Source organism: Sphingomonas caseinilytica, assembly GCF_023516455.1.
GTDB classification, from domain to species: domain Bacteria; phylum Pseudomonadota; class Alphaproteobacteria; order Sphingomonadales; family Sphingomonadaceae; genus Sphingomicrobium; species Sphingomicrobium caseinilyticum.
This window is the reverse complement of sequence record NZ_JAMGBA010000001.1, coordinates 1156534-1170228: the sequence shown is the minus strand read 5'-3', so window position 1 is coordinate 1170228 and position 13695 is coordinate 1156534. Positions and strand designations below refer to the sequence as shown.

General features: G+C 62.8%; 11 protein-coding genes. 8 read left to right on the top strand and 3 right to left on the bottom strand.

Annotated elements, in window-relative coordinates:
- Nucleotide 1: 1 nt before the first annotated feature.
- From LZ496_RS05850 to LZ496_RS05840, 3 genes are read right to left on the bottom strand one after another with little or no spacing between them, the layout of a single operon-like run.
- Nucleotides 2-1153 (bottom strand): HlyD family secretion protein, encoded by a 1152-nt coding sequence (locus LZ496_RS05850; protein WP_249903648.1) that lies wholly within the window; start codon nucleotides 1151-1153, stop codon nucleotides 2-4.
- Nucleotides 1150-2598, bottom strand: coding sequence for an efflux transporter outer membrane subunit (locus tag LZ496_RS05845; RefSeq protein ID WP_249903647.1), 1449 nt, complete (start codon nucleotides 2596-2598; stop codon nucleotides 1150-1152). Before LZ496_RS05845 ends, LZ496_RS05850 begins: the two co-directional genes overlap by 4 nt.
- A complete protein-coding gene (locus tag LZ496_RS05840; protein WP_249903646.1) occupies nucleotides 2595-3416 on the bottom strand; it encodes a bestrophin-like domain in 822 nt (273 codons plus the stop codon). The genes LZ496_RS05845 and LZ496_RS05840 overlap by 4 nt, the downstream gene beginning before the upstream one ends.
- A gap of 161 nt (nucleotides 3417-3577) precedes the next feature.
- Here LZ496_RS05840 and LZ496_RS05835 point away from each other — a divergent pair, with 161 nt between their 5' ends.
- The 8 genes from LZ496_RS05835 (at nucleotide 3578) to LZ496_RS05800 (ending at nucleotide 13573) form a co-directional block, all read left to right on the top strand.
- Nucleotides 3578-5032 (top strand): DcaP family trimeric outer membrane transporter, encoded by a 1455-nt coding sequence (locus LZ496_RS05835; protein WP_249903645.1) that lies wholly within the window; start codon nucleotides 3578-3580, stop codon nucleotides 5030-5032.
- A gap of 84 nt (nucleotides 5033-5116) precedes the next feature.
- A complete protein-coding gene (locus tag LZ496_RS05830; RefSeq protein WP_249903644.1) occupies nucleotides 5117-5728 on the top strand; it encodes a TetR/AcrR family transcriptional regulator in 612 nt (203 codons plus the stop codon).
- A 334-nt stretch (nucleotides 5729-6062) separates the two neighbouring features.
- Nucleotides 6063-6455 (top strand): hypothetical protein, encoded by a 393-nt coding sequence (locus LZ496_RS05825; protein WP_249903643.1) that lies wholly within the window; start codon nucleotides 6063-6065, stop codon nucleotides 6453-6455.
- On the top strand, nucleotides 6452-7726 hold the full coding sequence (locus LZ496_RS05820; protein ID WP_436286454.1) for an efflux RND transporter periplasmic adaptor subunit: 1275 nt from the start codon (nucleotides 6452-6454) through the stop codon (nucleotides 7724-7726). The genes LZ496_RS05825 and LZ496_RS05820 overlap by 4 nt, the downstream gene beginning before the upstream one ends.
- A gap of 25 nt (nucleotides 7727-7751) precedes the next feature.
- Nucleotides 7752-10931 carry an efflux RND transporter permease subunit gene (locus tag LZ496_RS05815; RefSeq protein ID WP_249903642.1) on the top strand — a complete coding sequence of 1060 codons (3180 nt, stop codon included), beginning with the start codon at nucleotides 7752-7754 and terminating at the stop codon, nucleotides 10929-10931.
- A gap of 12 nt (nucleotides 10932-10943) precedes the next feature.
- Nucleotides 10944-12329: an efflux transporter outer membrane subunit gene (locus LZ496_RS05810; RefSeq protein WP_249903641.1), complete on the top strand. Its 1386-nt coding sequence runs from the start codon at nucleotides 10944-10946 to the stop codon at nucleotides 12327-12329.
- 76 nt (nucleotides 12330-12405) lie between these two features.
- Nucleotides 12406-12951 carry a PilZ domain-containing protein gene (locus LZ496_RS05805; RefSeq protein WP_249903640.1) on the top strand — a complete coding sequence of 182 codons (546 nt, stop codon included), beginning with the start codon at nucleotides 12406-12408 and terminating at the stop codon, nucleotides 12949-12951.
- A gap of 412 nt (nucleotides 12952-13363) precedes the next feature.
- Nucleotides 13364-13573, top strand: a complete 210-nt coding sequence (locus LZ496_RS05800) for a hypothetical protein (protein WP_249903639.1) — start codon at nucleotides 13364-13366, stop codon at nucleotides 13571-13573.
- Nucleotides 13574-13695: the final 122 nt, after the last annotated feature.

The following is a 13695-nucleotide window of genomic DNA, read 5'->3' as shown; positions in this document are numbered from 1 at the left end:
GCTATTGCAGGTAGCTAAGCATCGCGACGACCTTCAGCCACAGCCGCCCGATCGGATTCATGATCGAATCCTCTTCGGTGAAGATGATGACATTGGCCTGTGCGCCGCTCCGGCCCATGTCGATTCCCGACTCTTTCGCGTCCTCGGGGTCGAGCAGGATGCGGACCGGGAAGCGCTGCGGATCGCGGAGCCAGCCCTGGGCGGGAGGGTTGGAAGCCAGCTGGCCGGTCGGCGCTTCATCTCCCTGGCTTACGCCAAATCCAACGCTGTGCACTCGGCCGTGGAAGAGCTTGCCGGGCATGACGTCGAGCGCGATCAGGACCTCCTGCCCGGGCCGCACATTGCCGAGCTGGTTCTCACGCAGGTCGGCCGAGATCCACCGCGGCCCGCTTTCGAGGAAGCTCAAGAGCGGCTGTCCCGGGCTCACAAACTGTCCGCTTGCCAATCGAAGGTTGGTCACAATGCCGTTGGCTGGCGCAATGACGGTTGTATTCCGAACGTCGAGGCGAGCCTGGTCGAGCGCGGCCAGGGCCTGGCGAACCTTGGGATTGTTCATGCCCGGCGCGCCGAGGTTCGCCCGCGCCTTGCGCAAATCCGCTTCGGCCCGGGAAAGGTCGGCGGCAGTCTTGTCGACTTCGGCCACGGCCCGAATGCCTTGCGTTTCGGCCAATGCCCGCTTGTCGACCAGGTCCGTCACGATCTTCCCGAGCTTGCGGTTGGCGGCAAGATCGACGCGTTGTTTGTGCAGTGACGCCTGTGCTGCGGAGACGTCCGCGACGGAAACATCGGCGGCTTGCAAGGCTACCGAAAGGTTGGCCTCGGCCGATTTGATCGCCACCTGATATGGCTCCGGATCGATGCGGAACAGCAATTGCCCCTTCCTGACCGGGCTATTGTCCTTGGTGCCGACCTCCAGCACGTCGCCGGCGACTTCCGGTGCGATCTGCGTCAGGAAAGTCTCGACGCGTGCCTGCGAAGTGTAGGGTGTGTAGCGGTCCGAAAGCACATGGTAGACGAACAGCAGCAGCAGGATCACGAGCGCAATCAGGACAATCTTGCGGACCGGATTGGGTGGCGGCTCGCCGGTCCCAACGTCAACTTCGCTGACGCTGACCTCCTTGGCTTGCGGGCGAGCTTGATCGCTTTCCGTCATTCCTTGCTCCGATCAGACTGGCTGTTTGGGGCGGGCTGCGTGACATAACCGGCATTCGTCCAGTCGCCGCCCAGCGCGAGGTATAGGCTGGCGATGGCGCGATAATAATCGCCGCGTGCAGACGAAAGCTGCAGTTCGGCGTTGAACAGGCTTCGCTCCGTATCGAGCACTTCCAGATAATCGGAATAGCCGTTTTCATATCGCTCGGTCGCCAGCTCGACACCGCGGCGAAGTGTCGCCACCCGACGTTCCAGGGTTTCGCGAAACTCCCGGCTGTTCCTTACAGCGGCGAGCGCGTCTTCCACGTCGCGGAACGCATTCTGGACGGTCAATTCATAGTTGGCGAACGATTGAACTTTCCGGGCCTCCGCCTGGTCTACCGCGGCCGTCAGCCCGCCACCGGTATAGATTGGGCCGGCAACATCGCCGGTAAACGACCATGTGTTGGCTGACCCGGTAAAAAGCCTGCCCAAATCCTCGCTCACAAAGCCGAAGACGGCGGTCAGGCTGATACGCGGGAAAAAGAGTGCTCGTGCCGCTCCGATCAGGGCGTTCGACGCGACAAGCTGTTGTTCCGCCGCCATGATGTCTGGCCTGCGATTGAGCAGGTCGGAAGGTAGTCCAGCGGGGATTGGAGGTGCGTTGAGGGATGCGATATCCCGACCTCGAACTACTGGGGTGGGGTTGTGCCCAACTAGTACGGAAAGCGCATTTTCCTGGACAGCAATCGCCTGCTTGACTGCCGGAAGTTGCGCCTGCGCCGCCTCATATTCGCTGCGGACCTGCGACATTTCGAACTCCGAGATCCAGCCACCGGCGAGGCGGGTCTCAAACACGTCAACGGACTTGCTTCGTCCGGCAATGGTTGCCTCGGTAACCCGCCTCTGCTCGTCGAGATCCAGCAGCGTCACATAACTGATGACGACTGAGGAAATAATGGTGAGGATGACACCGCGGCGGGCTTCTTCGGTAACAAGAAGGTTGGCCCTGGCCGCTTCCGTTTCACGTCGGATCCGGCCCCACAGGTCAATCTCCCAACTCGCCGACAGTAGCGCGCTCCACGTCGTGCTTTCGGGGTCGATCAGTGCCGGAAGCTTTTCCTCACTCGTGCGCTGGCGATTGCCGCTTAGGCCATAACCAACCTGGGGCAGGCCCTGTGATTTTGTTCCGGCAAGGATGGCAGCGAATTCATCGACCCGCGCCGTCGCAATGCGAAGGTCGCGATTATTCTCCAGCGCCTCGACGACCAGCCCATCGAGAACTGGATCACCAAAGCCGTTCCACCAAACTTCGCTGCCGGTAGGGGTCGACGCTTGATAGGCCTCGTCGCCAAAGCGGTAGGCCGCCGGTACCTCCACTGCCGGCTTCTGATAGTTCGGACCCTGGACGCATCCGGCCGTCAGGCAGAGCGCAAGCGCCGCAAAACCAGATGCCTGACGTCTCACTGCACCGCTCCGTTCAGATAGCGATCGAATGCGTGCGGCGGTTGGGATTTCAGCGAGGCCTGGAGCATCAGCATCGCATCCTGCGCTTCCTTGATCCTGCCGGAGCTGGGCCGGTTGAGATCGGCGATGATGCCAATGTAAAGCGACAGCAGCACGAACAGGACAAGGGCTCCGATCCTTCCGCGCCGCTCTTCAAGGACATAGCCGAGGACCAATGCCGTCAGAAGCAGGAAGCCGAGCAGCAGCTCCAACACCTCGCTTGGCATCCGCACGGTTCGCGATATCTTCCGCTCCGTGTCGAGGTCGATGACCTCGTTGAACGTATTGAGAAGCGGCACGGAAATGCCGTGCGCCAGCGCCGAATCTCGTGCGGCCGTAACCGCGGACCAGATGTCGACGAGAAGCTTGTCGTTGATCGCAAGCTGAGTTGTTAGCTGGTCAGGCGGGATGCTTGCCAATCTGATCCGATTGTCGGTGTAGGCGACAAGCAGGCTGCTGAGCCGTGAGCGGTGCGGCTCGTCCAGCATCTGGGCGCGCAAATAGGATGTGCCGATCGCATTGGCTTCCTGGACAACCAGGTGCCGGCGCTCATCGAAGCGCTCGAGGGCGATGCTGAAGCTGAAGGCAAGCAGCAGGGCCATGAGGCCGATCATCCCGCCGACCAGATAGCTTTCCTGGCTGTGCTCCGGCTCCTCCGCCCGTACCGTCAGGCGGCGTTCCAGGCGCCGGAAGCCGTAGCCGATCAGCGATGCGACCAGCAACGAAGCGAATGTAGCGACCGCCAAACCGACCAAGGATAGCCCGGCTAACCATTGCATGAGCTGCCCATTCCCCTCCTTCAGCTACTTGCCCGAGCTAAGCGGAGAAACGCCGGATCGAGAATTGGGGGTTTCCTCAGGAAGGATAGGGAATTCCCCCGAGTTACCGGGATCGTCGGCGGGCCGTAATCTAGGTTAGAAACAGCGGCTGGGGGACTAAGATGCGCAAGGCCCTGCTCGCCTGCACGGCGATCCTCGTTGCAACTCCCGCCTGGGCGGCCGATGAAGCGACAGCTCAGAAGCCGGAATCCAGTCAATCCGGCCCGGAATTGGCGACCGGCGCGGCGTCGGCCGCTACCGCTGCCCAGGCAAACCCGGCACCCGGCTCTGCTGAAGAACGCGATATGCTGCTGCAAGAGATCCGCAGCCTGAGAGACCGCGTCGGTGCTCTCGAAAACCGGGCGTCGCAAGTCCAGTACAGTCCGGAAATGCCGCAGCGCCACAAGCTGGCCGGCGAACATAATTTCGAGCTGTACGGCTTTCTCCAACTCGACGCGATCCAGGACTTCAAGCGCGTCAACCCGGACTGGGATGCCACCTTAAGGCCGTCGCGCATTCCAACGACCGAAGGCGAATTCGGAAGCGACGGGCAAACCTTGTTCAGTGTCCGCCAGTCGCGGCTTGGCGCCAAGGCCAACGGCATGCTTGCCGGAAAGCCCTATGAGGCGAAATTCGAGTTTGACCTGTTCGGTACCGGCGTCGATGCGGGGCAGACGACCTTCCGCGTCCGCCACATGTACGGCAGTTGGGGCCCGATCCTCGTCGGCCAGACCAACACGACATGGATGGACGCCGATCTCTTCCCCAACGTCGTCGACTATTGGGGTCCGCCGGGCATGGTGTTCGTCCGCAATCCCCAGATCCGGTTCACCTTCCTCAATAGCAACGGATGGAAGGCCGCGGTCGCACTTGAGAATCCGAGCGACGATATCGACCCCGGCGCAATCCGCCTGATCGATCCGGAATTGGGAAGCAATATCCGGAACGACGAAGAATTGCCCGACCTGACGGCCATGGTCCGCTATGGCGGCGATTGGGGTCACGTCCAGCTTGGCGGGATCCTTCGGAAAGTCGGTTTCGACACCGTCGGAACGGAAGACAATGAGCCGGAGGGCAGCGAGACCGGATGGGGCGTCAGCCTCAGCGGGTCGGCAAAGCTCTCGCTGGCCACATTCCGGCTCGGAATCGTTCATGGTCGCGGCATCGCCACTTATATGAATGACGGCGGCATGGACCTGGCGCCTTCCGCAGCGCTGGGTGTAGTCCCGCCGATCGAGCCGCCGGATCCTGACTTCCTCGCAACGCTGCTAAGTGCCACAGCGGTCAAGCTGACCGGCATCAGCGCCTATGTCGACCTGCAGTGGACGAAGCAGCTCAGTTCCGCGCTCGGCTACAGCTTCACCAAGGTCGACAACACCAATTTCCAGGAAGGCAGCGCTTTCCACAAGGGTTCCTACGCATCGGGCAACCTCCTGTGGATGCCGGCCGATCGGATCCTTGCCGGCGTCGAGCTTATGTGGGGCAAGCGCGAGGATAATGACGGCGACGATGGTACGGACTTGAGGCTGCAGACAACCTTCAAGTTCAACTTCTCCAGCAAGGATATCTGGGACTAGCCGGGTGCCGGCCAACCGCCCGATTGTCGCTTAGTTTACGAAACTTCTGGATTTTTCCGGACGGTGCATTATGTACCGAACGATATGAATAAGCCCGAATCCATTCCCGCCCGCGGCAGACCTCGCGAATTTTGCGTCGATTATGCGCTTTCGCAGGCGCTGCACGTCTTCTGGAGCAAGGGCTATGAAGGCGCGTCGCTTACGGACCTGACCGAGGCGATGGGGATCACCCGGCCGAGTCTTTACGCCGCCTTCGGCAATAAGGAAGCGCTCTTTCGCAAGGCGCTCGATCTCTACGAGCACGAAAAGATGGCCTACATCGGCAAGGCCCTCGCCCAGCCGACAGCCCGCAAGGTCGCGGAACATATGGCCCATGGCGCCATGGAGAATGTGGCCGGAACTGACGAGCCGCATGGCTGCCTCCGGGTTATCAGTTCCGTCGCCTGCGGTCCCGCCGCCCAATCGATCCACGACGAAGTCGTCGCGCGCAGCAACAAGGGCAAGCAGGCGCTGGTCGAACGTTTCGATCGGGCCAAGGCCGAAGGCGATCTTCCCGCCCATGTCGATACCGAAGGCCTGACCCGCGTATTGATCGCCATCCTTCAGGGAATCTCCGTCCAGGCCAACCAGGGCGCCAGCCGCGAAGAGCTCGAAAAGCTCGTCGACGCAGCGATGCTGCTCTGGCCAAGCGAGTAAATTTTATAGGCTGATCGAATTTTTTTATCGGTCGGTATAGAAATTTTCTTGACGTCGCCTATCTGACTTTGTACTGACCGGTACAGAAAGGTTGGAGCAAGGTTTCAGCTTCGCTTTCTGAACCGTCGACAAGAAAAGGGGCCGATGGTCTGAACATTCAAACCTCCGCGGGACCTCTTCCCCGCCAGTAGTCCGTAAGAACCAGATTTAGCTGACTTGATCGCGTCGAAGCCGTGCTTCGCCGAAAGGGTCTTTGCGAGCCTGGCGAACCGCAACCGCAGCGAGGTCTCCTCCTGCGAACGGAGAAGCTTGGCCCAAAAAAGGGAGATTGAGCATGGCTTATGCAGCACGAATTGAAACGCAAAACGCCGAGCTGATCACCCGCACGGCTGTTCCGGCCAATGACACCGAAACGCCCTTCTTCAACCCGCTCGAATGGTCCGTCATTCGGGACGCGCGGAGCGATAGCGTTTCGACGCTTCGCCCGGCCGGCCGCATCAGCCGCTTCTTCAGCTGGCTGATGGGCCGCAGCGGCGGGCCTGAGCTCGCCAATGAAAAGCTCGAGGCGCTCCGTCGTATGGCTGTGTTGAGCTGGCACTATGGCTTCACCGTCCCCGGTGACGATGTCGCCTCCTTCATTTCCTCCGGGTTCAGCCCGGACCAGTATGAGCTGATGGTGCGCAGCATTCGCGCGGCCGTCGGCGCTCCGAAAAGGATTGCCGCATGAATATGCTGACCAAAGTCACGCCCGATGCCGGTGAATTGACCTCGCTGGGCGCGAAATTCTCGACCCGTCCGCTTTGGCAGCGAGCCGCGCTTGTCGGCTCGCCGCTCATCCTGCTTGCCGCGGCCGCCACCTTCTGGACCAGCGACCCTTCCCCAGCTGCTGCTCCAACTGCCCCTACGGTGACGGTCGCGGCACCCATCGAGCGGAACGTCAATCAGTGGGACGACTATGTCGGCCGCTTCGAAGCGAGCCGAAGCGTCGAGGTGCGTCCTCGCGTTTCCGGCGCGATCGTCGCCGTCCACTTCACCGACGGCGCGATCGTCCGTCAGGGACAGCTGCTCTTCACGATCGATCCTCGCCCGTTCACGGCAGCGCTGGCCGAGGCCCGCGCCGGCGTCGCGACGGCGCAGAGCGAATTGGCTCTAGCCGAAACCAATCTGGGCCGCGGTCGTCGGCTCGTGGAATCAGGATCGGTCTCACAGGCCAGCGTCGACCAGTTGATCGCCAAGGAGCGTTCGGCACGCGCGGCGCTCGCCGCCGCCCAGGCACGGGTTCAGGCCCGCGCGCTCGATGTCGAATTCACCAAGGTTCGCGCACCGATCAGCGGCCGCATTTCCGACCGCCGTATCGATGCCGGCAACCTGGTAAGCTCGGGTGACGCCGGCGGCACCTTGCTGACCACGATCAACGCGCTCGACCCGATCTACTTTACCTTCGACGTTCCGGAATCGCTCTACCTCAAGTCCAACCGTCAGCGGCAGGGCGGCGAAGCAGGCGACGTGACCGAAATTCGACTGCAGGACGAAGCCGATTATAATTGGCGCGGCCGGCTCGATTTCACCGACAATGGCATCAACCAGAACTCGGGCACCGTCCGGGCGAGGGCGATCGTTCCCAACCCCAACTATTTCCTGGCGCCGGGAATGTTCGGCAACATGCGTTTGGCCGACGGCGGAACCACTGCCGCGCTGCTGGTTCCCGACGCGGCGATCCGCACCGACCAGGCGCGCAAGATCGTGCTTACCGTCGGCAAGGACGGAACGGTCGCGGCCAAGCCGGTCGAAACCGGTCCGCTAGTCGCTGGCCTTCGCGTCGTCCGTTCTGGAATCGCCAAGACCGACCGCATCGTCGTGCAGGGCGTCCAGTTCGCAATGCCGGGAAGCAAGGTGAACACCCGCGTGACGCAGATCCGGCCGACCGAAATGGCCGCGGCCAAGGCGCCCACGCAGACGTCGCCAAGCGCTTCCCAGGCAACGCTGGCCGCCAACTAAAAAATCTTAAAAGCGGGGCACTCCCATGCGCTTTAGCCACTTCTTTATCCGGCGGCCGATCTTTGCCGGGGTCATCGCGATCATCATCACGATTGTCGGTGCCTTCTCCTACTTCGGCCTTCCGGTCTCGCAGTTCCCGGACATCGTCCCGCCGACGGTGACCGTCAGCACCTATTACCCCGGTGCCTCGGCGGAAACCGTCGCGGATACGGTCGCCGCTCCGATCGAGCAGCAGATCAACGGCGTCGACAATATGCTTTACCAGTCGTCGCAATCGACCGGCGACGGGCGGGTGACGATCACCGTCACCTTCAAGCTCGGAACCGACCTCGATACGGCGCAGGTGCTGGTCCAGAATCGCGTGGCGCTGGCCACGCCCAGCTTGCCCGAAGACGTACGCAGGCAGGGCGTCGTCGTGCGCAAGACGTCGCCGTCCTGGCTTATGGCGGTCAACGTGCTGTCGCCCGACGGGTCATTGGATCGGGGCTATGTCTCCAACTATGCGCTGACCCAATTGAAGGACCGGCTGTCGCGCGTCGACGGCATCGGCGACGTCTCGATCTTCGGCGCCCGCGACTATGCGATGCGCGTATGGATCGACCCGGGCCGCGCTTCGACTCTCGGCCTTACCGCCGGGGAAGTCGTCCGGGCACTTCGCTCTCAGAATGTGCAGGTCGCCGCCGGAACCGTCGGCCAGCCGCCGTTCGACACCGGCGCCGCTCAGCAGCTCAACGTCGAAACGCAGGGCCGCTTCAAGACCGCCGACGAATTCGCCAACATCGTCATCCGCTCGGACCCCGCGTCCGGCGCGATCACTCGCCTACGCGACGTCGCTCGCGTCGAGCTCGGCGCCGAGGATTATGGCGTGAATGCCTATCTCTCGGGCACGGACTCCGTCATTCTCGGTATCACCCAGCGGCCGGGCACCAACGCGCTTGCCGCGGCTGAAGGCATCAAGGCGCAGCTCGCCGATGCCGCCAAGAGCTTCCCCAAGGGGCTCGAATATAAGATCATCTGGAACCCGACCGAGTTCATCAGCGAATCGATGAGCGAGGTTCAGAAGACCCTGGCCGAAGCCGTCCTTTTGGTCGTGCTGGTCATCATCGTCTTCCTGCAGAGCTGGCGCGCGGCGGTCGTTCCGATCATCGCCATCCCGGTTTCCTTGATCGGCACCTTCGCGGTGCTGGCGGGTCTCGGCTATTCCTTGAACACGCTCTCGATGTTCGGCCTTGTGCTGGCGATCGGCATCGTCGTCGACGACGCAATCGTCGTGGTCGAAAATGTCGAGCGCAATCTCGAACATGGCCTGACCCCGCGCGAAGCCGCGCACAAGTCGATGGACGAAGTGTCGACCGCGCTGGTCGCGATCGTCCTCGTGCTCTGCGCCGTGTTCGTGCCCGTCACTTTCCTCACCGGCATCACCGGCGAATTCTATCGCCAGTTCGCCGTGACGATCTCGGCCGCGACGATCATTTCGCTGATCCTGTCGCTGACCCTGTCGCCGGCGGTTGCGGCGATGCTGCTGAAGCCGAAGAGCGACCACCGTGCCGAGACCGGCGTGATGGGTTTCCTTCATCGCGCCGGCGACAAATTCAACGAGCGCTTCGCCGCGCTCAGCGAATGGTACGGCCGCTTCACCGCACGCGTCGCCGGTGCCCCGAAGAAGGCATTTACCGCCTATGCCGGCCTCGTCGTCCTGACGGTTTCCCTCTTCTGGGCCACGCCCGCGGGCTTCATTCCCGCGCAGGACCAGGGCTATGCCTTGGCCGCCGTACAGCTTCCTCCCGGAAGTTCGATCGAACGCACCGACGCGGTTCTGAAGAAGGTCGTCGACCGTCTGCTCAAGGTGCCTGGCACCGAGGCGGCGGTGATGTTCGCGGGCTTTGACGGTGCTTCGGGCACGCAGGCGTCCAACGCCGGCGCGGCCTATGTCACCTTCAAGCCGTTCGAGGAGCGGGCCGGGACCGACCGGACCGAGCTCAACATCGAAAATGAAATGCGCGCCGCGCTCGCCGACGTCGACGAAGCGATGGTGTTCGTCATCCCGCCGCCCGTCGTGCAGGGCATCGGCAATGGCGGCGGCTATCGCATGATCATCCAGGATCGCGCCGACAACGGCTTCCAGGCCCTGGAGCAGGCCGCTTACCAGATGATGGGCGGCGCGCAGCAGGAGAAGGGGCTGGCCAACGTCTTCACCCTCTACAACACCGCGACTCCGCGCATTTACGCCGACATCGACCGGGCCAAGTCCGACATGCTCGGCGTCCCGCCGGAACGCGTGTTCGAGGCGCTGCAGGTCTATCTGGGATCGGCCTACGTCAACGACTTCAACCTGCTCGGCCGCACCTTCCGCGTAACCGCTCAGGCCGAAGCCACGGCGCGCGACGATCCCGCCGACATCGCCCAGCTGAAGACCCGCTCGAACAGCGGCCAGATGGTGCCGATCGGCGCAGTCGCGACCTTCCAGGACAAGACCGGTCCGTATCGCGTCACCCGCTACAACCTCTATCCGGCGGTTGAATTGGATGGTGACACGGCGCCCGGTTTCTCGACCGGCCAGTCGATCAAGACGATGGAGAAACTCGCCTCGGCGCTGCCGCAGGGTTTCGCGACCGAATGGACCGACATCGCCTTTCAGCAGAAGGCGGCGGGCAATATCGCCATCCTGATCTTCGGACTGTCGGTGGTGTTCGTCTTCCTGGTGCTGGCGGCGCAGTTCGAAAGCCTGCTGCTTCCTCTGTCGATCATTCTGATCGTGCCGATGACCTTGCTGGCGGCGATGGCCGGCGTGAACCTTCGGGGCATGGACAATAATATCCTGACCCAGGTCGGCCTTATCGTCCTCATCGCCCTGGCGGCCAAGAACGCGATCCTGATCGTCGAGTTCGCCAAGCAGGCCGAAGAGCGCGGTTCGACCGCGATCCAGGCGGCGGTCGAGGCAGCCCGGACGCGGCTTCGCCCGATCCTGATGACCAGCTTCGCCTTCATCCTCGGCGTGCTGCCGCTGGTGGTTGCGTCGGGTCCCGGCTTCGAGCTTCGCCAGGCACTCGGCACCGCGGTCTTCTTTGGAATGATCGGGGTCACCGCCTTCGGCCTCATCTTTACGCCGATGTTCTACGTCGCGACCCGCTCGCTGGGCGACTGGCTGAAGCGTGGCCGCGACAAGCCGGCCGAAGATCAGCCGCTGCTGATCCCGGCCGAATAAGGAATCTTTTCCATGCGTTTGAAGCAATTTGCGATCATGGCCTCGGCGCTCGCCCTCGCGGCCTGCGCGGCCGGCCCGGACTATGCGGCGCCCGCCACGCCTTCCGCGGCGGCAGGGAAATTCGTCGCCGCCAATTCGGATGCGGTGCAGCCGCTGGCGCCGGTCCCGGCGGACTGGTGGCGGCTCTATAACGATCCGGTCCTCAACGGCCTGATCGCCGACGCGCTCAAGGCCAATACCGACGTTCGCGCGTCCGTTGCCCGGCTGGCGAGGGCGCGGGCCGCGCTCAGCGAGGTCAAGGTCGACCGACTGCCACAGGTCGGCGCCAACGCTTCCGTCACTCGCGGCCGCGAAACCGGTTCGACAGACGCCATGACCAGCTTCGACGGCCGGCTCGACGTCGCCTATGAACTTGACCTGTTCGGTCGCGTCAGCCGCAATGTCGAGGCCGCACGCGGCGATGTCGGCGCGGCTGAAGGCGACGCCGACGCGGTCCGCGTGGCGATCGTCGCCGAAACCGCTCGCGCCTATGCCGACGCAGCCAGCGCCGCCGAGCGGCTGGCGGTCGCGACGCGCATCGTCGAACTGCTCGGACAATCGGAGCAGATCACCAAGCGCCGTGTCGAGATCGGCGAGACCACGCGGCTCGATACGGCACGGATCGCCGCGCTCAAGAACCAGCGACAAGCAGAAATTCCGGCCATTGCCGCGGAGCGCGACAGCGCGTTGTTCCGTCTGGCGATGCTGACCGGGCGCGCGCCCGCAGAGCTGCCCCAAACCGCGGGCGCGCGCGACCTTTCCCTGCGCATCAATCAGCCGATCCCGGTCGGCGACGGTGCGCAGCTATTGTCCCGCCGACCGGACATCCGCGCCGCCGAGCGCCGCCTTGCCGCCGCCACCGCGCGCATCGGCGTTGCGACAGCAGAACTCTACCCGACGATCAGCCTCGGCGCGTCGGTCGGGTCCGCGGCTGGTAATATCGGAAACCTGTTCAGCAACCCGATCGGCTTCCTCCTTGGCCCGTTGATCAGCTGGTCCTTCACCGATCATGAGCGCGCCCGCGCCCGAGTCAAAGGGGCGGAAGCAGGCGCGGACGAGGCACTGGCCGAGTTCGACGGCGCGATACTCCGCTCGCTCCAGGAAACCGAGACCGCCTTGTCGGTCTACGCCAACTCGCTGCGGCGCCTCGAAGCACTCAAGGCCGCCCGTGACCAGGCCGCAGTGGCAGCGAACATCGTCCGCGCCCAGCAACGCGAGGGCGAAGTGGATTCGCTTGCCCTGCTCGACGCCGAACGCACCTTCGCGGAGGCCGAAGCAGACCTCGCCGACATGAACGGACGCTTATCGACTGCTCAGATCGACCTGTTCCGCGCGCTCGGCGGCGGCTGGGGCGCCTGACGTCTGACACCGATCGCATCCGTTTCGGAGGCTTGATCTGGCAAATCTTCATGGTTGGCCGGACAAGGGGCCGGCGATGGACAGCGCAACTACCGTAGCTTGTGAACCGGCCGAACACCGGCATAGCTCGCGAACCCATTTGTTCGTGATCGCGACGCTGTGCTGGAATGAAGGATCCACGCCCGCCCACATCCGCAACATGTCCGCCAAGGGCGCGCTCATCGAGGCCGCGGTCCTGCCCCAGCCCGGAAGCCTGATCGTATTGAAGCGCGGAAGCCTGGAAGTTAGCGGCCGGGTCGCCTGGGTTTCGGCGCGGCAGGCGGGCTTGGCGTTCGGGACCCTGGTCGACGTATCCGACTGGATGAGCAAACGCGCAAACGCGCAGCAAGACCGGATCGACGAGATCGTGACCCAGCTCAAGAGCCAGGACGTGGTGCAGAACGACGCGATCGAAGCTTCAACCGCGGGGTCCAGGGAGCTGCTTCAACTGCTCCGCTCCGACCTGGTCCAGCTTGGGAATACACTCGCGGCGGATGTCATTCTCGTGGCCACGCACCCGGAAATCCAACTGGTCGACATCGCACTGCAGCGCGTTGAGCGAATCCTAAAGCATTTAAGTTGATAAAGGTGCTAAATTTCGGAATTGTCTGAAGATATGCCTGAGCAGCCTGGTTAAATTCTTTACATGATTTGCTGGAATAAAGGTGACTCGCTCCCGGCTACGTCTTGCGTGGGAAGGCGAACAATTCCCTTCCCGGAAAAAGAGGTATGCTATGCGCTCATCTTTATTTGGCTATTCTGCAATTCTTGCCTTGCTCATGGCATCACCCGCAGCTGGTGCCGATCGAATGACCCACTTGGGTGACCGGGGCGAAAGTAACGTCAGTGCCGCTTATCTCGGTGCAACGATATCCTTGTTTCGATCGAGTGAAGGTAGATCCCGACCGAGCCTGCGGTTCGGGGCTGGTATACGCCGCCAGCCGCTCAGGGATGCCTCAGCAGCGATTGCGCGTCCATCAACGATCGAATTCAAAGTGAACAGCGGCAAGGATCAGGGCCTATACTTTGGCGGCAAGCGCCTTGCCTTGGCCGAAGATGAAGACGGACCGGATGCCGGCGAGGTTCTACTCATTGTTGCTGGTCTCGCCGCTGCGGCATTGCTGGTTACCCAAGTCGCCAGCTCAGACGACGGGAACGACGACGAAGACGAAAGGTGCCTGGTCGAGCCATGGCTGTGCCAGTAAAAGCGTGAGACAGGAAATCGCGCACCTGCGCCAGCTTTAGTTTCCGGCAGCTTGCTCGCCGCGATCGGTCCATGATCGCAAGCGCTTCGGAGCCTTGGCTCGGATTCCACAGCTCCACGAGA